Annotated in this window: 14 protein-coding genes and 2 pseudogenes; 9 read left to right on the plus strand and 7 right to left on the minus strand. The window is 60.3% G+C overall.

Annotated features, from left to right (window positions below; genetic code table 11):
* Positions 1-33 precede the first annotated feature (33 nt).
* Positions 34-597 carry a type II toxin-antitoxin system VapC family toxin gene (locus RlegSU303_RS07970; RefSeq protein ID WP_231283626.1) on the minus strand — a complete coding sequence of 188 codons (564 nt, stop codon included), beginning with the start codon at positions 595-597 and terminating at the stop codon, positions 34-36.
* A gap of 107 nt (positions 598-704) precedes the next feature.
* On the opposite strand from RlegSU303_RS07970, the gene RlegSU303_RS07975 reads away from it, so the two are divergent.
* The 3 genes from RlegSU303_RS07975 (at position 705) to RlegSU303_RS07985 (ending at position 3,683) form a co-directional block, all read left to right on the plus strand.
* Entirely contained in the window at positions 705-896 is a 192-nt protein-coding gene (locus RlegSU303_RS07975) for a hypothetical protein (protein WP_128408362.1), read from the plus strand.
* Between the two features lie 269 nt (positions 897-1,165).
* Complete coding sequence (locus tag RlegSU303_RS07980) at positions 1,166-1,792, plus strand: hypothetical protein (protein WP_168257978.1); 627 nt, start codon at positions 1,166-1,168, stop codon at positions 1,790-1,792.
* A 10-nt stretch (positions 1,793-1,802) separates the two neighbouring features.
* Positions 1,803-3,683: an AAA family ATPase gene (locus tag RlegSU303_RS07985; RefSeq protein WP_231283627.1), complete on the plus strand. Its 1,881-nt coding sequence runs from the start codon at positions 1,803-1,805 to the stop codon at positions 3,681-3,683.
* Between the two features lie 115 nt (positions 3,684-3,798).
* On the opposite strand, the gene RlegSU303_RS07990 is transcribed toward RlegSU303_RS07985, so the two are convergent.
* The 3 genes from RlegSU303_RS07990 to RlegSU303_RS08000 form a co-directional block, all read right to left on the minus strand.
* Entirely contained in the window at positions 3,799-5,688 is a 1,890-nt protein-coding gene (locus RlegSU303_RS07990; RefSeq protein WP_168257979.1) for a DNA cytosine methyltransferase, read from the minus strand.
* 1,213 nt (positions 5,689-6,901) lie between these two features.
* Positions 6,902-7,669, minus strand: a complete 768-nt coding sequence (locus RlegSU303_RS07995; protein WP_231283628.1) for an SOS response-associated peptidase family protein — start codon at positions 7,667-7,669, stop codon at positions 6,902-6,904.
* Positions 7,670-7,766: 97 nt separating this feature from the next.
* Positions 7,767-8,222 (minus strand): hypothetical protein, encoded by a 456-nt coding sequence (locus tag RlegSU303_RS08000; RefSeq protein WP_231283629.1) that lies wholly within the window; start codon positions 8,220-8,222, stop codon positions 7,767-7,769.
* Positions 8,223-8,376: 154 nt separating this feature from the next.
* Between RlegSU303_RS08000 and RlegSU303_RS08005 the strand changes: the two genes are divergently transcribed.
* From RlegSU303_RS08005 to RlegSU303_RS08015, 3 genes are all read left to right on the plus strand, one after another.
* On the plus strand, positions 8,377-8,889 hold the full coding sequence (locus tag RlegSU303_RS08005) for a thermonuclease family protein (RefSeq protein WP_168257986.1): 513 nt from the start codon (positions 8,377-8,379) through the stop codon (positions 8,887-8,889).
* A gap of 576 nt (positions 8,890-9,465) precedes the next feature.
* Entirely contained in the window at positions 9,466-12,531 is a 3,066-nt protein-coding gene (locus RlegSU303_RS08010) for a HEAT repeat domain-containing protein (protein ID WP_231283631.1), read from the plus strand.
* A complete protein-coding gene (locus tag RlegSU303_RS08015) occupies positions 12,531-13,025 on the plus strand; it encodes a hypothetical protein (protein ID WP_168257984.1) in 495 nt (164 codons plus the stop codon). The genes RlegSU303_RS08010 and RlegSU303_RS08015 overlap by 1 nt, the downstream gene beginning before the upstream one ends.
* A gap of 358 nt (positions 13,026-13,383) precedes the next feature.
* On the opposite strand, the pseudogene dinB reads toward RlegSU303_RS08015, so the two are convergent.
* Positions 13,384-14,472: pseudogene (gene dinB / locus RlegSU303_RS08020) on the minus strand (DNA polymerase IV).
* Between the two features lie 3 nt (positions 14,473-14,475).
* Positions 14,476-14,740, minus strand: a pseudogene (locus RlegSU303_RS08025) (hypothetical protein).
* Positions 14,741-14,914: 174 nt separating this feature from the next.
* Here RlegSU303_RS08025 and RlegSU303_RS08030 point away from each other — a divergent pair.
* Genes RlegSU303_RS08030 through RlegSU303_RS08040 form a run of 3 tightly spaced genes read left to right on the plus strand, consistent with a single transcriptional unit; the run spans position 14,915 to position 20,365 of the window.
* Positions 14,915-15,673: an ImuA family protein gene (locus tag RlegSU303_RS08030; protein WP_168341909.1), complete on the plus strand. Its 759-nt coding sequence runs from the start codon at positions 14,915-14,917 to the stop codon at positions 15,671-15,673.
* A complete protein-coding gene (locus RlegSU303_RS08035; RefSeq protein WP_168341908.1) occupies positions 15,594-17,105 on the plus strand; it encodes a Y-family DNA polymerase in 1,512 nt (503 codons plus the stop codon). The genes RlegSU303_RS08030 and RlegSU303_RS08035 overlap by 80 nt, the downstream gene beginning before the upstream one ends.
* Positions 17,102-20,365: an error-prone DNA polymerase gene (locus RlegSU303_RS08040; protein WP_168341907.1), complete on the plus strand. Its 3,264-nt coding sequence runs from the start codon at positions 17,102-17,104 to the stop codon at positions 20,363-20,365. Before RlegSU303_RS08035 ends, RlegSU303_RS08040 begins: the two co-directional genes overlap by 4 nt.
* Positions 20,366-20,522: 157 nt before the next feature.
* Here RlegSU303_RS08040 and RlegSU303_RS08045 read toward each other — a convergent pair whose 3' ends face one another.
* On the minus strand, positions 20,523-21,821 hold the full coding sequence (locus RlegSU303_RS08045; protein WP_131720414.1) for an epoxide hydrolase family protein: 1,299 nt from the start codon (positions 21,819-21,821) through the stop codon (positions 20,523-20,525).
* Positions 21,822-22,106: the final 285 nt, after the last annotated feature.

Here is a 22,106-nt window from a genome sequence, read left to right on the forward strand (position 1 = left end):
ACCTGATTTGAAAAGGCACTTTGTCAACAGGGCCTAAAGCGTCGGGAGCACCTGCTCAACCGGATCCGGCGCTGTGCGGTCGAACGCCGGTAGTGGCACCTCGAACAGTGGCCTGACGCACCAGCGACCAGAGAAGGGATCATAGACCCCGGGAAGCGGAAAGCGCTCCGTGATCGCAAGGAAGTCCTCGACGTTGTTTGTGATGATTGGCGCCCGATAGAATAAGGACACCGCAGAGATCATCAGGTCGTGTCCGAGCCTGTTGTGCTTTTCCTTGCGCTGTACGGTCCACATGTGTCGAAGCGCGGGCACCGTTGTCATCCGGGCATAGATCGAGGCGATCTCCGGGGTCATTGCCATCAAGGGAAAGCTCGTGTTCAGAATCTGATCAACCCACTTGACGATGGCGCGGGCTTTTTCAGGATTTTCGGCCTCTTTGAGATGGGCTCCCCGAAGTAGCTCTGTTATGACAGGAAAGCAAATACCTAGGCGCTCGATTCCTATCTGAAGCAGCCAAGGACGAAGTCCGGCGGGCGATCGCTGCTTGCCCATGAGGCTGACGATGTTTGTATCTAGTAAAAGTACAGTTTTCGCCACGGCATTTCCTGTGGGCTGCTGCGGTTGTACGAATATTATCAACACATTGCCTCCCTTCGGTTGTATGGTGGGAGGCTAGGCCTTAGCTGACCCATGGAGGATCGTTTATGAAGCAACAAACTGCATGGCTCAGAAACGACGCCGAAGCACGTGTCCGAGAGCTTTTCGACGCCGCGAAGGCCGCGGGGCCACAAGAGGTGAGGGATACGGACGGAACCTTCAGCCTTACTTTCATCCCGGTAAAGGGAACACTCGAAGACCTCTTCTCCAAGCCGGGCCCCATTCCCGATGATGAGTGAATGCAACGTTAGCCGGTGACCGGGTTTTTGTACAAGTGCGAGTTGGGTGCCGGTGGCCTTAAAAATCCAGATCCTATGGCCGCAATATGTGGCGGCGCAGAGCCAGCGGCTGATGCCCGTTTAAAAGTGGTTGACGTCCGAAATTTCGTTCTCTAATTGTTCGCTTATGAGCAACTTCACCGCCCTCACTTTCCGAATACGAATAGGTTGACCGGGTCCGGGACGGATCCCGGTGCCGACACCAAATCATATTCATCGGAGGGTAGGTCATGACGACCTCAACTGCTCATGTCGCAGGCGATGACGCTTGCGATCTCCGCAATGCTTACAAACCTCGTTTCCCGTTCAACGCCGTCAAATGTATCGGTCGCACTCTGTTTAGATCACAGCAGGCGAGCGACTATGCCTGCCTGCTCGATCTGGATCCAGAAGTGATCTCCTGGCGTTGCGTAACAAAGCCAGTCACCAACGAGTCCACTGCTCGCAAGCCCCGCCATCACTTCATCGACTTCGCAGTCGAGACGGCGCAAGAGGCGCTGCTCGTGGATGTATGGCACGGAAAGCCAGACATCATCACCTGGCTTCCCAGCGTCGCATCCCGGAAGGGCTATCGCTACCAAGCGATTGCCATGTGCGACGTGGATCCCATCCGCCTTCAGAACGCGCGTGACCTCGTCAGATACGCGGATCGTGAGGTCACTCTCGGCGACCGCATCCGTATTCTGGCCGGCCTCGACGAGATGGGATCGCTCTCGCTCGCCGAATGCCTCTCCGCGGTCCGGGAGGGAACAGCAATGGGGTCTGTCGCCAGCATGATCCTGCGTGGCCTGATCGAGGTCGACCTGGACGAGAAACTGCTTGGTCCGGACACGATCGTCCGCCGCGCTCGTTCGTAGGAGTTCAGTGATGAAATCGGCAAAACCTGATGAGCGGAAGATTTCGCTCGAACTGACTACCTATGCCAATTCTCTGCGCATCGCGTTGAGGCGGTGCGGAATTTTTCTGAAGGGCGATAAGGTCGTAGGCTTGCTACTGCCGCCTGAAGCGGACCTCGAGACTTACCAGCGGGCCGTCAAATCGATCCTGGTTGGCGGCGGGATCCTCCACTACGCCGTCCCGCTGGTGCGCGTCAGCGCTTACAAGCGGGAGACGGACGCGGACGACGCAGTTAAGACAGTCTCGCTGAGCAACGCAGTTATCGTCGTGATCGCGCACGGTGCCGATCTGCCCCCAGAACTCTCGGTCTCACTGGATCGTCTCGAGCAGGTGACCGCGGTCAAGCCGTATCATTTGATCGCTGCGGCAAGAACGGTGCTCGATGCGGTAATCACGCGGGATCAGGCCACTGCGCTGTTCGCGTATCCTCTGCCATTGATGTTCGCAGCTCTCAGGCGGTCACGCCCGATCGAAGTCACCCTGGCGAAGCTGGCAGCTTCTAAGGATCTAGCGGTGGTGCCGGAGGTGAAGCTTGCGGTTGCGTGGGAGCCGCGGATCGAACAGCTTGCAGGCTATGGGAAGGCCACGGATTGGGCGCTGGACCTCGTCGAGGATATCGCCGCATGGAGACAGGGAGGCGTCGAGTGGCGCGATGTGGACGCGGGATTGCTGCTGAGCGGTCCGCCAGGCTGTGGCAAGACCCTGTTCGCGAGCGCGGTAGCCAGATCGTGTGAAGCTTCTTTCTTCGCGGCATCGAGCGCGGTCTGGCAATCCCACGGTCACCTCGGCGATATGTTGCGGGCGATGCGGAAGTCATTCAAGGATGCGATCGCTGCCGCGCCAGCGATTCTACTCATTGACGAATTCGATTCCTTTGGTTCCCGCAAGAACCTTCGAGGAGACAGTGCGGCTTATGGCCTTCAAGTCATCAATGCACTTCTCGAACAACTTGACGGTGCTGCGGCGCGCGAAGGCGTCGTCGTGATCGCGGCCACCAACAGGCCGGACGATATCGACGAAGCGCTCCGCAGGCCGGGTCGTCTGGATCGCCACATTGCGGTGGAGATGCCCGATCAGGAAGCACGTGAGCAGATCCTGTCGGCGCATGTCGGCGTGGCGTTGCCGCAGGACGAACTGAAAACGATCGCGGTGGCAACCAGTGGCTATTCCGGGGCTGCTCTGCGGCAGCTTACCCGTGATGCGCGCCGGATTGCTAGAAAATCCAGGAGGCCAGTGTGCGGTTCCGACTTCATTTCGATCGTGCCACCCGTTGCCGCTCTCACCCAGAAGGAGCGATGGCCAGTGTGCGTGCATGAAGCTGGACACGCGCTCGTTGGGCTCACGCTCGGTATCGGTGATGTAGAGGCCATCGTCGTTGCGCGTCAGGCTGCGCACCGGGACGAGAGCGTCGGCCACGTGGAGTGGCGCAGACCAGTTGTACGCAATCGGACGCTTCGGGCCTATAGGGACGAGATTGCGATGCTGCTCGGTGGCAGGGCTGCCGAAAAGGCAGTCCTAGACGAAATGTACGTCGGCTCGGGTGGCGTTGAGGGATCCGATCTTAATCGGGCAGCGGACATTGCGACAATTCTAATTGCCGGCCACGGTGTGCAGGCGCTTGGATACACCGACGTCTCCCGTTCACGAGATCTCGACCAGCTTCGACGAGCTGACCCTATCCTGCGAAGGCGGGTGGAGCGTCTGCTCGCGGAGGAGCTGACGCGAGCCGAGGAGATCGTCAAGGAGCGCGGGGCGGACGTGATGCGCATCGCGGAAGCGCTCATGGAACACGAGGTGTTGCCGGGCGAGGTGGTCAACAAGGTAATTCCAGGGAGAAATGCTCCGCCCTAGAACTGGCACCTGCACTTGGCTCTAGTCGCGAAAAGCGTGGTCACACACTCGCGAGCGACGATTTCGGCAGAGTGAGCCAACGGGCGGACTGGATCCAGTCGCGGGCTTAGCTCACTCAGCTACTCAACTCGGTTTCGCGCGAGGTGATTTCTTCGGGCTCCAATGGAGGCGCTGCAACGAACTTCCGTCCCCTGGATGTTTCCGGCCAGAGCATCGTCTCCCAATCCCAAGTCACGTCCTTGAGCGCCCCGTGGATAGCAAGGCCAAGCGCCTGCGCCATGCGCGGCGGCACCGCATTCCCAATCTGATCTGCCGTCGCTTGCTTGCCCCCAACGAATTCCCAGTCGTCCTGAAAGTCTTGTAGCCGGGCACGCATTCTTGCCGTCAATGCGGGCATGAAGCCCGGCTTCGATGCCTGCGCCATGGTAGGAGCCTCGTCTGGGAGGCCAGCGATATCGACACGCTTGGAGCCCCAGCGGGCAGCCTCCTTGGCACGCGGCTTGCCGCGGCGCGTGACAACGGTAGACGCTACGTCGTTGGCCTCCCTCCGCTCTCTGGCCCATTCGTAGGCTCCTTCCCAACCGTTTGCCGCCATCAGATCAACGAGGACGTCGCCGATGTTGGCACTCCGCTGTGGGAATTTCGGCGGCATTCGGAATCCCCGAGCAAGATCCTTGCGGATTCCGATGAACAGGACACGGCTTCGTTCCTGAGCCAGCCCATAGTCTTTTGCTTGGATGCGATGAATATCGACCTCGTAGCCAGCACGCTTGAAGCCACGGAGGATGTCGGCGACATGGTCCGAGTGGCGCGCCTGTAGCAGGCCATCGACATTCTCGAACAGAAACGCCTTCGGTTTGATCTCATCAACGATGCGAACGCATTCCGGGAGCAGGTCGCGCGGGTCTTCCTTACCGAGACCGTACCCGTCGGACGAATACGGCTGGCAGGGAGGGCCCCCGCTCACGAGGTCGATTTCAAGCTGGCGGTAAAGCCTGAAATCCATTGTCCGCACGTCCTCTCGGATGACCGTCCAATCACGGCGGTTGCGGCGGAGCGTGGCGGCAGCATGATTGTCGTATTCGACGAGCGCAACGTGCTCGAAGCCAGCGCGTTCAAGACCTAGCGACATCCCACCGGCTCCCGCGCAGATCTCGACGACCGTCAGGCGCTCGGCACCTGCAGGGAGTTCTCGAAGGTTTGCCCTATCCTCTTTGTGCCCGGGCAACGCTCGCCCCGTCAAAGCATTAAGTGACTGCAGCCACGGATGCGCCCTGTTGGGATCGAGCTCGCCGACGCCGCCTGCAAAGGGCAGGGTGCCTTCCTCGAGATGCATCAGGGCGCGGTACGCCACCGATAGCTCGTATGCCGCTGACTGAGGTTTAAGTTCCTCAGGAGCACGATGATCCGGGCCGAACAGATCTTCGAACCCAGTCCGCAGCTCACCGGCCTCGTGACGGACGTCGTCGGCCGCGAGTTCAGCAGCGTCTCGCTGATCGATGATGCTTGATACGAAGTGATGGAGCCGATCGAGGAAGGTGGTCGAGGAATCTTGGACTCGCTTGCGCGCTGCCGCCGACGCGATCTTCCGCCCCTGGTCGGCCATCACTGCCTCAGGGGTCAGCTTCGCCTCGCGCAAACGCTTCCGAATGGTCGAAATACCTTTGAGATCGATCCTCGCGCCGATTTCCATTCTCTCGAGCACTTCTGACCTAGTCTCTTCGTCCGCACCAACCAGCGCCTTTAAGACTGGAAACGAAACCCGGTGCTTCTCGAGCAGCTCCTCTCGGCCACGCAATGTGCTGCTGAAGCGCACATAGGTAGATAACTCGGACGCCGGCATGTTGCAGGTGACGCGCAAGAATTCGCGCGCTTCGCGTTCCGTCGTCTCCTTGGTGAGCTTCTCAACCTCCGCGGCCATTTCGAGGATTCGTGCCGCCATCTGCTTTTGGAGCGCGATGATCCGCTGCTTTGCTGCCGATAGTGCCTCTGCCTTCGAATTCATGGTACCCCGCAACGCTTACCTCAACCTGCAGATGTCTCGTACCGGCACAGATGTTAAAGGCGCGGGAAGGCATTCGTTCAAATGCGTTTGATTCGCGGATTCGGTCTCTGTCCGAGACTTCGCGGCTGCTCAATTTCGTCTATGCGAGAGGAGGGGCTGGTTGGATCGCCTAGCCGAGATTGACGTATCTCAGATCGATGGAGCCCATTCCATCGGCGAGCAGCCCACCAGGCGACGTACGTGCCAGCCACCTTGCTCGAGGACGGTGAATGTCAACTGGTCGTTGTTGCCAGGACGCGATATCCTTCGTCGCCTAGATAAATGCAATTCCATCATTGGCATGGAGATCCCCTCTCTGACTGATCAAGCGTGACCTGGATCGGGACGGACGCAAGCACTTCAAACCCCGGGGTGCTTGCATCAACTCACGGACCTGCGAGCGCAGCGTTCAACAGATTTGCCAATCGAGTGGCTGCTAGAGACACCTGCTGCTCGGACACGCTTCTCGCATTTGTCTCGTAGTCCGGCTTGGCGGTTGCCATCGACGTCGTCCGATTTGCCCTTGTGTTCGGCAGGTAGTAGAACGATCTGAAGATCGGGAGGCTGGCATGTCAGACAATGGATCGAACGATGCGCCAAAGGTCGACGCCGTCGGCTCAAGCGGCGAAACCTGGCAAACGAGTGAAACGGTGGGCGACGCGCTCTTGAAGGTCGGGTTCAAACCGTCGAAGAGTGGGCGCAAGATCGTGGGACAAGGAAAACGCCGGGAAACCTTGAGAAAATTTTCGAAGGATTCGCACAAGTAGGTGCCGTCTCGGATGTCCGGGTCGGCGATTCGTCCACCCTTGTCATTGGACCTGATTGAAACAGTGGGAACGGCAGCTCAGCCACGAGATGTCCCTCGGAGTCCATCCCTGCGCGGGCACGGCATCGCTCCATCGGCTCCTCCGCGAAGCCGAAGAGCGATCGCCATCTCGCGCCATGCTGCGGGCAGGGGCAGGTGTCGACGAGCCATGGCATAACGCTGATCGGGATCGTCCTTGATGCGGTCGAGGGCGTGCGACCGGAACTCGCCGTTCTCGGGCGCCGGGCACTGGAGCCTGCGTTATGATGGTGCCGTCAGGCTCTTCCCGGGTTGAGAAATCCCAAATGGCGCGGTCGAGCGCGCGAGCATCTTCGTTGGTTGTCGTATCGACCCACAGGATCTGTACTGTCACAGCAAGCTTGCCTGAATGGGATCGCCTTCCGAGATGATGCTGGATCCGTAAGGCTCTCGCGACGTGATCATGATCGCATCGTTCGGCGCCGGGCGTGCGAGATGCTGGGCTTCTTCCCAGGGAGCACTCATCCAGACATCCGTCTCCTCCTTCGTCAGCAGCAGTACAGGCATCGCCTTCCAGTGAATGGGCCTCACGATGTCGTTCGGGTTCGTCGTCAGGAAACCGTATAGGTCGTCTGTCGTCAGCCCGTCCTTCACCTTCCGTACGCTTGTCCACTGCGGCACGTGGATCCCTGCGAAGAACATAAGTTCATTGCTTTCGTCTCGCCCGAACCAGGCATTCGGGACTTTCCCTCCCGGCTCCTGATTGTCGGGATCGGGTTCAGCGAAAGTTGTCACCGGAACGATGCATCTATGCTCGACACCAAACCATTGCCTCCAGTGCTTGAGATTGAGCTTCCGGACATTTGTCACGCCGCGGTCAGGCTCCATCCGCAGCAGTTCGTCCATATCGAAAGACTTCCCCTTGGCCGCGAGTTTCGCGGCACGGCCTTCGACAGCTTCCTCTTGGACACGCGTCGGGGATGGCAGACCCCAGCGGGCATGGACGAGCTGCTTGCGGCCGTCTGCAGTGTTGCGGACGATCGGCCCCATCTGGTCAGGGTTCATTTGATAACTGGGCATCAAGTTGATCATGCTCTCGGCATCGATCGCCCACTTCCTGACCCAGTCTCTGTCATCCATGCGGTACAAGTTGCACATCTCGCCCGAACCTCCTCCGGCACGTCAGTTGCGAGCGCCAGAATCCTTGCCGTCGGTGACGTTTGTCAACCCAGGTCGGGTTCACGCTGGAAGGCAGTCAATGGATCTGTCCGCTTGCCTCTGCCTCATTGAGATTGATCGCGTGATCGGCGAAGGCGTCGAGGTTCTCGAAGAACTGCATGCCTGTGAGGAATTTATAGACCTTCGCGATCACATCCTGAGGATCTTTAAACTGGTACCAAAGGGGCGGCGTAGCGAGGTCATGCATTTCGCCAGTCGATTTCACCATCATGAGGGACCGGTACATTCCGCATCCGTCACCCGAGCGAACATCGATTGCGATATCGAACCTGCCCGACGGAGCGCCCGAGTGCTTGTTGTGAACATTTGCAGTCAGAAGCTGGATGTCGGGCCTACCCTGGATCGCCTTCACCATCTCGTCGTGGGCCTCGACTATTTTAAACGGGGCGACTGGCCCCCAATAAAGCTCGGTCATCGGAGCTACGGGCACACCAATGAGCACAGCTCCGCCGCCGTTCGAATGCTTCTGCATCGTCGTTCTCCCACCTGCATTTTTTTAAGATTGGCGACTTCTGTCACCTGGATGTTCTTATTATGTTCTGATATGCCTCGATGTCAATAGTTTTGACCAAAGAGTGATTCCGTTGTCGCCAACTTGCTGCTTTGTCTGGATATTCATGAAGTCGATGCGCAAGCTAATCTCGCTGTTTCCGTTGCTCTTGGCCGGGCTGGTTCTCTCATCCGTATCTGTCGGCGCAGAGCAATTTATCGGCCGCGCGTCGGTCATCGACGGCGACACGATTGAAATCGCCGGGCAGCGGATCCGGCTGAATGGGATCGATGCTCCGGAAAGCTGGCAGGCCTGTCGCGACGCGGCAGGGAGGCCGTATCGTTGCGGAAAGGATGCCGCGTTCGCACTCGACGAGTTCCTTTCGAAATCGCGCCCGATCCGCTGCGTGGGCCACGGCAAGGACAGATATAGGCGCGTTGTTGCCGATTGCTTCAGGGCAGATGGACAGAGCGTGAATTCCTGGCTTGTCAGGCGGGGTTGGGCGATCGACTGGCTCCGATACTCGAAGGGCGTCTTCCGGGGCGATCAGGCAATAGCCCAGGCAGCGCGTGCCGGGGTTTGGCGTGGGTCGTTCGAAATTCCATGTGAGGCGAGGGCAGCGCGCTTAAAGCGTCGGGCGGCCTGCTGATGTGCGGGATTCGCCGATGAATCCCGCCGACTTACAAGGGCCGCTGCGCGCCGCGGAAGTCGTTGGCCGGCATCCTGGAACGACCGATTTGGGGCCGATTGCGGACCGGCCGCTGTCAGATCGAGTTCAGAGTTTAGCTGCCATTCAGTAAGCGACCTCTTGGTGATCGATGATACATCAAATCGATATGTTCGTCTGGTCTTGGGGATAGAGGGTTGATATGCTTCCCTTCGGGGAGGTGTGGCGATGCTGGACGGGGACAGGGCCGTTTGCGGATCATGGCGTTTGCGCGTTGCCTTCCGGCTGTCCGCGATCCTGGTCGCCCTAGGCTGCGCCTTCCCCTTGTCCGGGACCGCGTCATCGGCACAAGCGGCCGATGTTCTTCTCGATCCGGCCCTTCGCAAGATCGTCGCCGATTTGCCAGCGGATTACGAAGCGCAGGATGTCTATGCGGCAGCACTCGCCAGGCGCGAGGATGCCGTCGCACTTGCAGGCAAGCTCATCGCCTCGGACGATCAGGAAGCCATCGAACTCGGCTGCGATGTCGCCACGCAGCTAGGACCGAAAGCTGCGCCCTTGGGCCGCGCGCTCGGTGACGCTCTGCTTCGGGTGAGAGCCTCAGGCGAAACCAATTCCGTCGTCTCCTCTGCCGTTGTCGAGGCCCTTGTTGGTATGGGGTCAGCGGGAACGGCCGAAGCACTAAGGCTGGCGAAGGGTGCTTCGCAAACCGATCGCTACGACGGCAGATCCGAGGGCTTCGAGGTGCTCGAGGGTCTCGGGCCGAAGGCGAGCGCTGCCGTTCCCTATCTCCTCGATGTGATCGGCGATGAAGTTCCTCCTGATGAGCCAGTGAATTACGTTTCCGACGCGGTCGAAGCGCTCGCTGCAATGCGCGAAGCGGTTCTCCCGGACCTTTGCCGGACGATTACCAGAGGGATTCTAGCAAGCCCGAAGAGCAGGGAGCGGCGGGCCGCCGAGGCGGCGCTCTGGGCCATTGCGAGATCGAAATACGAGGCGCCACAGCCGACGACCTGCATGGCTGAAGCTGCTCGCTCCGCCGATCCCCAACTTCGCCGCTTCGCTATAAGTGCAGCAGGTTCGCTCGGCGGTGGAGACGCCATCCGCATTCTTGCGCGAGGCCTGCTCGAGGATCCGGATCCTGACGTTCGGGAATCGGCGGCAGGCAAGATCAAGGAGCTTGGCGATCCTGCGCTGCCGTCCCTCGAACAGGCCATCCGCTCGCCGGTGCAGGGCGTTCGGGAAAGTGGATGGTTCGCTTTATCCTGGGTAGAGAAGACCCCGGCGAAGGAGGCGCTGCTTCGTCGCCTAGAGGTCGCGTCGGATCAATCCCTCCGCGTTAAGGCGAGCCTAATGGCGGCGCAACAGTTTGGCGTGGATGAGCAGGGCCTAACAAATTTGCCGGCGATTATGCGTTCGAACGATGAGCACGAGCGGTATCAGGCGGTTCCCGCGCTCTCCGCTGCTCCGAGAGGTCACCCCGTGACCGATCAGATTCTGGGCCTGGCGCTTGCCGATCCCAGCTCCTTAGTGCGGCGCAGCGCCTATGAATTCATCACGGAAAAGACGATCGCTTCGCCTAGAATTGGCGAGCCGCTCTTCGCATCGATCTCGCGCCGTCTCGATGCAGGTGACGAGGATGAGCGACGCGAGGCTGAAGCTCGCCTGGCAGCTCTTGCGCTCTTCGTCGACCGTGAGCGGGACAGGGTGCAACAGATGCTGAGTAGCGGAGACCTCGCAGCCAAGCTCGAAATGGCGGAAGCAATTAAGCTGGGTCAGGCGGGCGCAAGATTCGCCGACGATCTTATCGCCCTCCTCGGAGCGAAAGACTTCGACCTCCAGGTTGCGGGACGCGACGCGCTTCTGTCGGGCGGACCTGCCGTCGTCGCCAAGCTTCTGTTCCGGCTCTCTACCAGCGGTGCGGCGCAGGAAAAAATTCTCGAGATCCTGGCACTTGCCGATGCTGATGGAAAATCCGTCCCTGAGATCGTCCGCCTTGCACAGACTCCGGCAATGCAAGGCGGCGCCCTTGCTGCCCTGATGGCGCTGGGCGAGCGTTCCGACGCGGCGCGCTCGGCCCTCGTCCGGCTCTGGCCTACACTGCCTGCGGCCGCAAAGGTCTCGGCGGTACGTAAGGTGAAGCGCTATGGTCCCCTCGAAGGCGAGCAGATGATCGCGTGGGCGCTTGCTGAGCTTCGGCAACCCGATCCGGCCTGGAGCCAGGAGTTGCTGACAAGCTTGAGCCTACTCAACGTGACGGCAGAGCAGGTGGCGCTTGCCGAGACGCTCGAGCCGGAACTGCGTGCCAGCCTCATAGAGAAGCTTGCCTTCGATGCTCCCGAGCGAATAAGCCAAGCGCAGTTCAGCCGGCTCCTTGCCGACGCCGACACCTTTAATACTGCGCTCGACCTCATTGCCGATCTTCCGCCCGATGTTGCTGAGATGCTCGAATTGCCGGCACTACCTTTGCGCCAAGCGTCCGATCGCCCGCTCGTGGATCGCCTAGCGCTCGCCCGCGCTTCAAACGGATTCGCTTTAGAGCCGCGGCTCGCACTTTGGCAACAAGGGCTGGCGGACTCTTCCGATGCGGTCCGCATTGCCACACTGAACGCCATCGCTTCTGCTACGACGTCGAACCTTGCGGCCCTTCGCATAGGCCCGTCCAACGACCCGGCACTGCTTGCGCTTCGCTCCGTGACGGCTCGCGTCCGAACTCTGCTCGAAGGGGAGAGCGATCCCCAGGTGCTGATCCCGGCCATTCGGGCCTATCCGATGGTTGCCGATCCGTTCGACGAAAGCGTCAATAAGGTCCTGGAGTTCACCATACTCGCGAGCGACGAGGAGACGGCCAGTGTTGCCGTGCTCGCGCTCAAAAAGCTGCCCGGTGGGCTCGATACTCTCGACCGCCTGCGCTTCAAGGTGAATAACGAGATCATCGCCCGCTACATCGCCAAAGCCCTCGAACCACCGGGCATCGCCTACGATCGATCGCCGCCCTTCTACGGCTTCGACAGCGACTTCCCTCGTTTGCTCCCTTGGCCGCCGGGCAAGTTTACGGACCGGATCACGTTCGAGCCGAGCGAGATCGGCAGCCGCAAGACAACGCTCGGCTCGTTCCTGCACCGTTTGAAAACCGCGGCGCGCTTGGCCGGTTTCCCCGAGCCGAGCATTTATGCGATTCCAGGCGGGTTCGCTGCAGCCTTCGCACCGGAGCGTCTAGGCGTTCCAGGGAGCCAGCGCTGGAGCCTCGGCAAGCTTCCGCTCGTCACTGTCAATCCCGCGGACTATTTTCGTCGTCTGTTCCTCGGCACCGACGAGACGTATCGCTGGCTCGTCTTTTACGCGACCTCGAGGGATTTTGCAGCGCCGGGCACTCAACTCGAACTGGAAGAGGCTCGCGGCTGGGCGCAGATCGGCTACAGCGGGCTTCCCAGTCAGGTGGCCGAACAGCTTGCCTCAGGCTACAGCATCGGCGTCCTTTCCTATGACTTTTTGAAGGACGATACGTCGATCCGCGCCTTCGCGAACCTATCGGTGTCGCAACCCCTGCATGAGCACCTGCGTGCCATCGGACTTTACGACGCCTTGTTTTCACCACTTCAACTCGCGGAACGGAGGAACTGATGGCGACGCGTGCGGATTGGATGGATCTCGACAGTGCGCGAACTGAACTACTCGTGATCTGGCTATCAGGTGGGGGAGCCTTGTTCCTGATCCTCACCGTGCAGTCAATCTTCGGCCGCTACGGCACCGAGCTGCAGTCAGTCTGGTCGTGGTTCATCCCGAACATCCTACCGACCTTGTCGCTTATGGTTGGCGTGATCGGAGCAACCGCTCTTTCGTCGACCGCGCAACAACCAAAGCGCGTCAAGCGCGGCTTCTTCCGGCTCTCTCGTGCCTTGTCCATCTTCTATCTGGCGTTGATTGCGCTTACGATCATGCTTGAGCCCTTTACGAAAATACCGGTGCTCGAGCTCTATACCTCTTCGAACTACTTCCTGGGACCGATACAGGGTCTCGCGGTGGCTGCGCTTGGCGTATTGTTCGTGACGCAGGATTCGCCGAAGGGTGGAACGCGGGAAAAGGTGGAACTGGCGGATCCTTCGCGAAAAGGCTGAATGGATCGCGTCCTCTTCTACGCGTGGACCTCTGCACGAGAACAGTGATGATGGCACTTGAAGGCGGCGGACAATGGCGTTGCGTCGTGTTCCGGGTCGGCAGGGCTGACCTAGAAGCCGGCTTATCGTCCTTCTGCGACGCGAGGTGAGTACAAAGCCGTCGTCAGACATCCCACGCTGGATCTCCGTCGAAACAGAAGCTGGCAAGCCGCGGAAATTGCGGCGTACCACGCATCTGCGGGGGCTCGACATGCTGCTCTATCGATGTCTGCTTTCGGCCATCGGCAGAGCTTCTCTAGCTGGGTGTCCGTTTCTCACATTGTCCCGTGGGGGATCCCTTCCAGCCATTGCTCGGCGTCTAAAGCGCGAGCCGCAACTGCGGCGTTGCTTCAGATCTCCGCCGTTCCAGCGAAGACAGCGAAACGCCAAGCAGACGTATGCCTTTCCGCGGCGGGAAGATTGGCGCGAGAAGCAGATCGATCACCTCAAGATCGGTGATCGCCGGCAGTGCTGACGGAACAGTCTTGCTGCGGGTGATCTGGCTGAAGTTCGGCATACTTGACCTTGAGTGTCACCGTCTTGGCGCCAATTTCATTGGCCTCGCAGTAGCCCCAGACTTTCTCGATCAGCGGCTGAAGCCCTTCGCGCGCGGGCTCAAAGGAATGGATGTCCTGCGAAAACGTGTCTTCCGCTCCGACGGATTTCCGCACCCGATCCGGCTTGACCGGACGATTGTCGATACAGCGAGCAATCCCAAAGAAATACGGTCCCGACTTCCCGAAATGCTGAACCAGAAACTCGAGCGATTGCTGCTTGAGGTCAGCGCCCATCTCGATGCCCAGCCGATGCATCTTTTCGGCGGTTGCCGGCCCTACACCGTGGAATTTCTTGACGGGGAGTTGCTCGACGAAGGCGGGGCCGTTCTTCGGCGTGATGACAGCCTGGCCGTTCGGCTTGTTGAGGTCGCTTGCCAACTTGGCCAGAAACTTGTTGTAAGAAATTCCGGCTGACGCATTGAGCCCCGTCGCCGCCTTGATGCTCGCGCGGATCTCTTCGGCGATCTCGGTCGCAATCTCCATGCCCTTCAGGTTTTCGGTGACGTCGAGATAGGCCTCGTCGAGCGACAACGGCTCGATCATCGGCGCGTATTCGGCGAAGATCGCCCGGATCTGCAACGACACGGCTTTGTAAACATCAAAGCGCGGCTTGACGAAGATGAGGTCCGGGCATTTCCGCTGCGCAGTCACCGAAGGCATGGCGGAATGAACGCCGAACTTTCTGGCTTCGTAGCTGGCCGCTGCCACCACCCCGCGGGCAGCAGGACTGCCACGGCAACCGGCATGCCACGCAGCTCCGGATTGTCACGCTGCTCGACCGATGCGTAGAAGGCATCCATGTCGACATGCACGATCTTGCGCGGCCGCTCTCGGCTTTCTTCGCCTGTCATCATCTAGCTTCCATCAGGGAGATCATTACCCAAACATGGGAAATGTGCCCCGCACTTGTCACCCTCAGGCGTCTGCATGCGTTCGCAGCCCATAGCCATGCGTCGGCGGATTTCCGCGAAGCTGACGCTTGCGCCAAAAGCTTTCACCAACAGCCTGCGCTCATGCGCGCAATGGCGGTCGCAGACACGGCAGATGAGTTCGACCACCGGGACCTTGTGATCTTTCAGTCTCGGGGCCGCATTCGTCCACAAGCCGCGTTCGGCGCATGCGAAAATATTCCTTCTCCGCCATCCGATTGAATCCGCTGGCGATTTTTCTGCTTTGCACTGGTGCTCAACTTCAGCGGGTCACATGCGCATTGACTCAGTTGTTCTATGAGAACAAATACAGAACATATTACTGTTTCTCAAGCTGAAAACGGGTTGCCGTTGAAGGGAGATCATGAACTCAGCCGCCGCCACAAACGCCGTCCTCGACGGCCTGCGCGAACAGATTGCGCACCTGGAAAGCGCCAGTCAGCGCAAGCGCGGCGTTTTGCCTTTCGGCGTGGCACAGATCGACGAGCGGCTTCCGGGCGGTGGGTTGGCCTATGGGGCGCTGCACGAGTGTGCTGGCGGCGGGGCTGGCACCGTCGATGGGGCGGCGGCCGCCCTGTTCGTGGCCGGGATAGCCGCTCGCACTCAAGGCAAGGTCGTCTGGTGCCTGACACGTCCCGACCTGTTCTTCCCGGCCCTGGCGCAGGCGGGGCTTCATCCGAACCGGATCGTCTTCGTCGAGTCCGACAAGGAGGAGGACGTCCTTGCGAACATGGAGGAGGGCCTCTCATACGGCGGTCTCGGCGCGGTGATTGGCGAGATCGTCCGGTTGCCGATGGCGGCGTCCCGGCGGCTGCAGCTTGCTGCCGAGAAGACCGGCACGATGGCACTCGTAGTGCGGCGGTGGCGACGGCAGACCGAGGCCAGCGACTTCGGCCAGCCGACTGCTGCGACCACGCGATGGAGAGTGAGCGTCATTCCAAGCGAGGAACTGCCCGTTCCAGGCGTCGGGCGGGCGAGGTGGTTTCTTGAATTGATGAGGGTGAAAGCGGGTGAGTGCGCCGAGTTCGAAGTAGGAGCCTGCGATGCCGAGGGTCGTATCGATATTTTTTCCCGATCTGCCGACGGACAGGATCAGGCGGGTCGATCCCGCTATTTCCGTTGACCAGGCGATCGCCGTCATTTCGAAGAGCGGCTCCAAGCGCTGGGTGTCGGCCGCTGATCCTGCAGCCAGGAAGGCTGGAGTCCACGTGGGCATGCCGGCCGCAAAGGCGCAGGCGCTCTTCCAGGGCCTCCGGATGATCGACGCCGATCTCGCCGCAGATGCCGCGGCGCTCGAGCGCATTACCACGTGGGCGCTGAGCCAGTATTCCCCGATCGTCGCCGTCGACGCGCCGGACGGCATTGTCATGGATACGGAGGGCGCGGACCATTTGCAGGGCGGCGAGGAGCGCATGTTGACGAGCATCGCCAACCGCTTCCGCGCCAAGGGCCTGACAACACGGGTCGCCATCGCCGACACTTGGGGCGCCGCAAACGCATGCGCTAGAGCGATCAGCCGCGAGACCGTCATTGTACCGAGGGGCGAAACCGTTCGGGCGGTCGAGAAGCTGCCGATCTCTCTTCTACGGCTCCCTGAGAAGATCGTCGGCGACCTTCGGACGCTCGGCTTCAAGACAATCGGCGAGCTCGCGAATACTCCTCGCGCACCGCTCACGCTCCGCTTCGGCCCGGAGGTCGGCCGCCGTCTCGACCAGATGTTCGGCCGCACACCGGAGCCTATCGATCCCATCCGGACAGTCGAGCTTGTCGAAGTCAGCAGGGCGTTCGCTGAACCCATCGGCGCCGCGGAGACCATCAACAAGTATGTCGTCCGGCTGGTCGTCCAGCTTGTCGATGAGCTGCAGAGAAGGGGTCTCGGCGTCCGTCGCGCCGACCTTATTGTCGAGACGGTCGACGGCACCCGGCAAGCCATCCGCGCCGGGACCGCCAAACCCGCGCGCGATGTCGCCTGGCTGACGAAGCTATTCAAAGACAGAACCGAGAAGATCGAACCCGGCTTCGGTATCGAGAAGATGACGCTAGTGGCGGTCATGGCGGAGCCGCTGGAGGAAGCCCAGAAGTCGTCGTCGCTGGTCGAAGACGAAGTCGTGGACCTCACGCCGCTAATCGACATCTACGGCAACCGTGGCCAACGCGTCTATCGTGTCGCCCCCGTTGCTTCCGACGTTCCCGAGCGTTCGGTCCAGAGGATCGGTGCCGCATCTGATCCGATAGAGGCTGCCTGGGTCAATCACTGGCGTCGGCCCGTCCGCCTGCTTGCGCGGCCAGAGCAGGTCGAAGTGATGGCGCTGCTGCCAGACCATCCGCCCGTCTGGATCATGTGGCGGGGCAAGCGCCGGAAGGTGAAGAACGCCGATGGGCCAGAGCGGATTTTCGGGGAATGGTGGGAACGCAACTCCGAGATGGCGGCGGTCCGCGACTATTTCGTGATCGAGGACGAGGGCGGTGAGCGGCTCTGGATCTTCCGGTCCGGCGACGGCGTGGATACGGAAACAGGCAGCCATAAATGGTTCGTGCACGGGGTCTTCGCATGAGATACGCGGAGCTGCAGGTCACGACACATTTTTCGTTCCTGCGGGGTGCGAGTTCGGCGCAGGAGCTGTTCGAGACTGCCAAGATGCTGGGGATCGAAGCCATCGGCGTCGTCGACAGAAATTCGCTTGCGGGGATTGTTCGGGCGCTGGAAGCCTCGCGGTCGACCGGGATCCGGCTTGTCGTCGGCTGTCGCCTCGATTTACAGGACGGGATGTCGATCCTCGTCTACCCCACCGACCGCGCGGCTTACTCCCGGCTGACACGCCTCATCACGCTGGGTAAGTCCCGAGGCGGCAAGAACAACTGCATCCTGCACCTGGATGATGTCGTTGCGTATTCCGACGGCATGATTGGCATCCTTGCACCGGATCTGCCCGACGAGAGATGCGCGGTTCAGCTCAGGAAGATGGCGGAGATATTCGGCGACCGGGCATATCTCTCGCTCTGTCTCCGACGGCGCCCGAACGATCAGTTGCGGCTACATGACCTGTCGAATATGGCGACGAAGTTCAGGGTGAAGACGGTCGTCACGAACGACGTGTTATTCCACGAGCCGGGCAGGCGGCAGCTACAAGACGTCGTGACCTGCATCCGGCACAACACCACAATCGACACCGTCGGGTTCGAGCGCGAGCGCCATGCAGACCGGTATCTCAAGCCTCCCGAAGAGATGGAGCGTCTGTTCCCGCGCTATCCGGAAGCGCTCAGGCGCACGGTCGAGATCGTCGATCGCTGCAGGTTCTCCTTGGAAGAGCTCACCTATCAGTATCCAGAAGAGGCGATCGTCCCCGGCAAGTCGGCGCAGGAGTCCTTGGAGCAGTATGTGTGGGAGTGCGTACCGCATCGGTATCCGGAAGGTCTGCCGACCGATGTACTGAAGACGATCCGTCACGAGCTCGATCTCGTACAGAAGATGAAGTACGCGCCGTACTTTTTGACTGTTTTCAGTATCGTCAAGTTCGCACGGTCCCAAGGAATCCTGTGTCAGGGCAGGGGATCGGCCGCCAACAGCGCCGTCTGCTATGTCCTGGGCATAACGAGCATCGACCCGTCGACGAACGATCTACTCTTCGAGCGCTTCGTTTCTCAGGAACGTGATGAGCCGCCAGATATCGACGTGGACTTCGAACATGAGCGTCGTGAGGAAGTGATCCAGTGGATCTACAAGACCTACACCCGCGAGAAGGCCGCTCTCTGCGCGACGGTCACCCGGTATCGGGCGAAGGGCGCAATCCGCGATGTCGGCAAGGCGCTCGGACTGCCCGAGGACGTGATCAAGGCCCTGTCGTCGGGAATGTGGTCATGGTCGGAGGAGGTTTCGGATCGGAACGTCCGCGAGCTGAACCTCAACCCTGAAGACCGCCGTCTCGTACTTACGCTGAAGCTGGCTCAGCAGCTCATGGGCGCGCCGCGTCACCTCGGCCAGCATCCTGGCGGCTTCGTCCTTACCCACGACAGATTGGACGATCTCGTGCCAATCGAACCTGCCAGCATGAAAGATCGGCAGATCATCGAATGGGATAAGGACGACGTCGAGGCGCTGAAGTTCATGAAGGTCGATGTATTAGCCTTGGGAATGCTCACCTGCATGTCGAAGGCATTCAACCTCATCCGCGAGCACAAGCACGAAGATCTCGATCTCGCGAAGATCGAACAGGAAGATTCAGCGACCTACGCGATGATCCGGAAGGCTGACACCTTGGGCACGTTCCAGATTGAATCCCGCGCGCAGATGTCGATGCTCCCGAGGCTTCGACCGCAGACCTTTTACGATCTCGTGGTTCAGGTCGCGATTGTCAGGCCGGGGCCGATCCAAGGCGATATGGTCCACCCCTATCTTCGCCGCCGTGAAGGCAAGGAAAAGATCGAATACCCGACACCGGAGCTGGAGGCCGTTCTCGGGAAGACCCTCGGAGTGCCACTCTTCCAAGAAAGCGCGATGCGCGTGGCTATGGTCTGCGCCGGGTTCACGGGCGGGGAGGCCGACCAGCTCCGGAAGAGCATGGCTACCTTCAAGTTCACGGGCGGCGTATCGAGGTTCAAGGACAAGCTGGTATCCGGGATGGTCAAGAATGGCTACACCGCAGAGTTCGCAGAGAAGACCTTCTCACAGCTCGAGGGATTCGGATCCTATGGATTCCCCGAAAGCCATGCGGCCTCGTTCGCTCTCATCGCCTACGCCTCCAGCTTCGTGAAGTGCCATTATCCGGATGCATTCTGTGCGGCGCTCCTCAACTCGCAGCCCATGGGATTCTATGCCCCCGCGCAGATCGTCGGATGTGCCAGGAACCACGGTGTGGATGTTCTACCCGTCTGTGTGAACCGATCTCGCTGGGATTGCACGCTGGAACTCGTCGGCAACAGCGACCGACATGCCGTGCGTCTTGGTATGAGGATGGTTAAAGGACTGGCGGCCGCCGATGCCGCTCGGATTGTCGCCGCCCGGATGCATATGCCATTTGAGAGCATCGACGACATGTGGCGGCGTTCGGGCGTCCCGTCCGAGGCTCTGAAGCAGCTCGCCGATGCAGATGCCTACCTGCCGTCTCTGAAGCTCGAAAGACGTGATGCCATCTGGGCAATCAAGGCGTTACGCGACGAGCCGCTACCGCTGTTCGCTGCCGCCGCCGAACGCGAGATGAAAACGATCGCGGAGCAGCAGGAACCGGAAGTCGCACTCCGGCAAATGACCGATGGGCACAATGTCATCGCCGACTACAGCCACACGGGGCTGACGCTACGTGAGCATCCGCTCGCGTTCCTGCGGAGGGATCTGCAGAAGAAGAACATCGTCACGTGCTCGGAAGCGATGAACGCTCGCGACGGCCGCTGGCTGATGGCGGCGGGACTTGTCCTGGTGAGGCAGATGCCAGGGTCGGCAAAGGGGGTCATGTTCGTGACCATCGAGGACGAGACCGGGCCTGCAAACATCGTCGTCTGGCCGAGCCTGTTCGAGAAACGGCGGAGGGTTGTGCTGGGATCGTCAATGATGGCGATCAACGGCAGGATCCAGCGGGAAGGCGATGTCGTCCATCTCGTCGCCCAGCAGGTCTTCGACCTGTCCGGCGATCTCTCTGGACTGGCCGACCGCGACATCGACTTCAAGCTGCCGACGGGCAGGGGTGACGAGTTCGCGCATGGATCCCCGGGAAGCCCGGATTCACGAGACGGGCCGAAGCCAGTCCCGCGGCCGCGCGATATCTTCGTCAGGGATCTCCACATTGACACACTCAAGGTGAAGGCAAGGAATTTCCACTAGGCGCTCAAAAAGCTACTTCCTCGATCTGTGGTTTCCTGCTCCTGCAACTTTCAATAACGGGGTAGCTGGCGGCGCTCGCACCCACTGCGGGCACTGACATGCTTGGCCTCGAGACTCCTCAATCTTTGAGCCCAACTCAAACTTCTAATCCAGGTTCTTAGATTTGGTTGCGCAGCGGCCTGAACGAGTCGCGAAGCTCAGCCGTAAACAGCTCCGGCTGTTCCCAGGCGGCGAAATGCCCGCCCTTTTCCGGCCTGTTGTAGTGGATGAGCTTCGGATAGGCCTTTTCCGCCCAGCTCTGCGGCGCTTGGTAAATCTCATCCGGGAAGGCGCTGACGGCCACCGGGATCTTGATGCCGCGCGGATCGAAGAAACCGCCCGAGGGGAAATGCGCATTGTCCCAGTAGAGCCGTGCCGAGGAGATCGCCGTGTTCGTCAGCCAGTAGAGCGTGACATTGTCGAGGATATCGTCAGGCGTGAGGCCCTCCTTCTCGCCGTCGAAGGAACGGGCAATCATCCGGTAGCTGCGGATGTCATGGTCGAGCATCCAAGAGGCGAGGCCGATGGGCGAGTCGACGATGCCGTAAAGCGTCTGCGGCCGGTTGTTCATCTCGATCGCATAGCCGAGGCCGTTCTTGTAGAAATCGTCGAGCTGCTCGTAGGCGCGCTTTTCATCGGCCGAAAGATCTGCAGTGGCCGGGCTGCCGGCCGAAAGCGCCTTGGCGACATCAGCGGGCACGGTCGCTGCCATATTGGTGTGGATGCCGAGCAAGCCCGGAGGCTCCTGCACCGCCATCAGTTCGGAAACGGCATTGCCCCAGTCGCCGCCCTGGGCCACGTATTTCGTGTAACCAAGACGCTGCATCAGCACGGCCCAGGCCTTGGCGATGCGTGGCGGATTCCAGCCGGGCTGCTTTGGCTTGCCCGAGAAGCCATAGCCCGGCAGCGAGGGGATGACGACGTGGAAGGCATCGGCTTCCGTGCCGCCGAAGGCGGTCGGATCGGTGAGTGGCTTGATGATCTTCATCTGCTCGATGATCGAGCCCGGCCAGCCATGGGTGATGATGATGGGCAGCGCCTTCTCGTGCTTGGAGCGCACATGGATGAAATGAATGTCGAGACCGTCGATCTCGGTCATGAACTGCGGGAAGGAATTGAGCCGGGTCTCGACCATGCGCCAGTCATGGCCCTTCCAGTGCTTGGCGACTTTCTGGATCGTATCAAGCCGCACACCCTGCGTATCATCCGTCACCGTCTCGCGGTCCGGCCAGCGGGTCGCTGCAACACGACGTCGAAGATCCTTAAGCTGCTCGTCGGTGGCCGAAAACTTGAACGGTGTGATGTCGGGGGTTGTGGTCGAAGCGGCGAGTGTTCCTGGGAGCATACCCATCGCGCCTGCGGCTGCGGCGACGGCGAGAACTGTTCGACGTGTGACTTCGGGCTGTATGCGGGGCATGGCATCCTCCTGCGTGTTTGCTAGGGTTGATAGGAGGAAGGTCACACTGAACAGGCGTGGGGACTATTGCACCATGGTATCGCCGACACTTTAGTATGTACGATGTTCTTCGTTGCGCCTCTGCAAGCCTCGCAATGTAACAAAGCACCTGAGACCTTTACGAAGGTACAACATCTCGGATGACGAGATTGCTTCGAGTACTCAAAAAATGACCGCGCCTTGACTGTGGGAAAGTGAGGTATGGAAGCAGACCTCTGGAAACCTTTCGACATCCTGCCTGGGTTA

Source organism: Rhizobium sp. SU303, assembly GCF_021052345.1.
Classification (GTDB): Bacteria; Pseudomonadota; Alphaproteobacteria; order Rhizobiales; family Rhizobiaceae; genus Rhizobium; species Rhizobium laguerreae.

Coding starts and splice junctions, on each gene's coding strand:
- RlegSU303_RS07975 (WP_128408362.1), top strand. CDS start 705: ATGAAGCAACAAACTGCATGGCTCAGAAACGACGCCGAAGCACGTGTC.
- RlegSU303_RS07980 (WP_168257978.1), top strand. CDS start 1,166: ATGACGACCTCAACTGCTCATGTCGCAGGCGATGACGCTTGCGATCTC.
- RlegSU303_RS07985 (WP_231283627.1), top strand. CDS start 1,803: ATGAAATCGGCAAAACCTGATGAGCGGAAGATTTCGCTCGAACTGACT.
- RlegSU303_RS07990 (WP_168257979.1), bottom strand. CDS start 5,688: ATGAATTCGAAGGCAGAGGCACTATCGGCAGCAAAGCAGCGGATCATC.
- RlegSU303_RS07995 (WP_231283628.1), bottom strand. CDS start 7,669: ATGTGCAACTTGTACCGCATGGATGACAGAGACTGGGTCAGGAAGTGG.
- RlegSU303_RS08000 (WP_231283629.1), bottom strand. CDS start 8,222: ATGCAGAAGCATTCGAACGGCGGCGGAGCTGTGCTCATTGGTGTGCCC.
- RlegSU303_RS08005 (WP_168257986.1), top strand. CDS start 8,377: ATGCGCAAGCTAATCTCGCTGTTTCCGTTGCTCTTGGCCGGGCTGGTT.
- RlegSU303_RS08015 (WP_168257984.1), top strand. CDS start 12,531: ATGGCGACGCGTGCGGATTGGATGGATCTCGACAGTGCGCGAACTGAA.
- RlegSU303_RS08030 (WP_168341909.1), top strand. CDS start 14,915: ATGAACTCAGCCGCCGCCACAAACGCCGTCCTCGACGGCCTGCGCGAA.
- RlegSU303_RS08035 (WP_168341908.1), top strand. CDS start 15,594: ATGCCGAGGGTCGTATCGATATTTTTTCCCGATCTGCCGACGGACAGG.
- RlegSU303_RS08040 (WP_168341907.1), top strand. CDS start 17,102: ATGAGATACGCGGAGCTGCAGGTCACGACACATTTTTCGTTCCTGCGG.
- RlegSU303_RS08045 (WP_131720414.1), bottom strand. CDS start 21,821: ATGCCCCGCATACAGCCCGAAGTCACACGTCGAACAGTTCTCGCCGTC.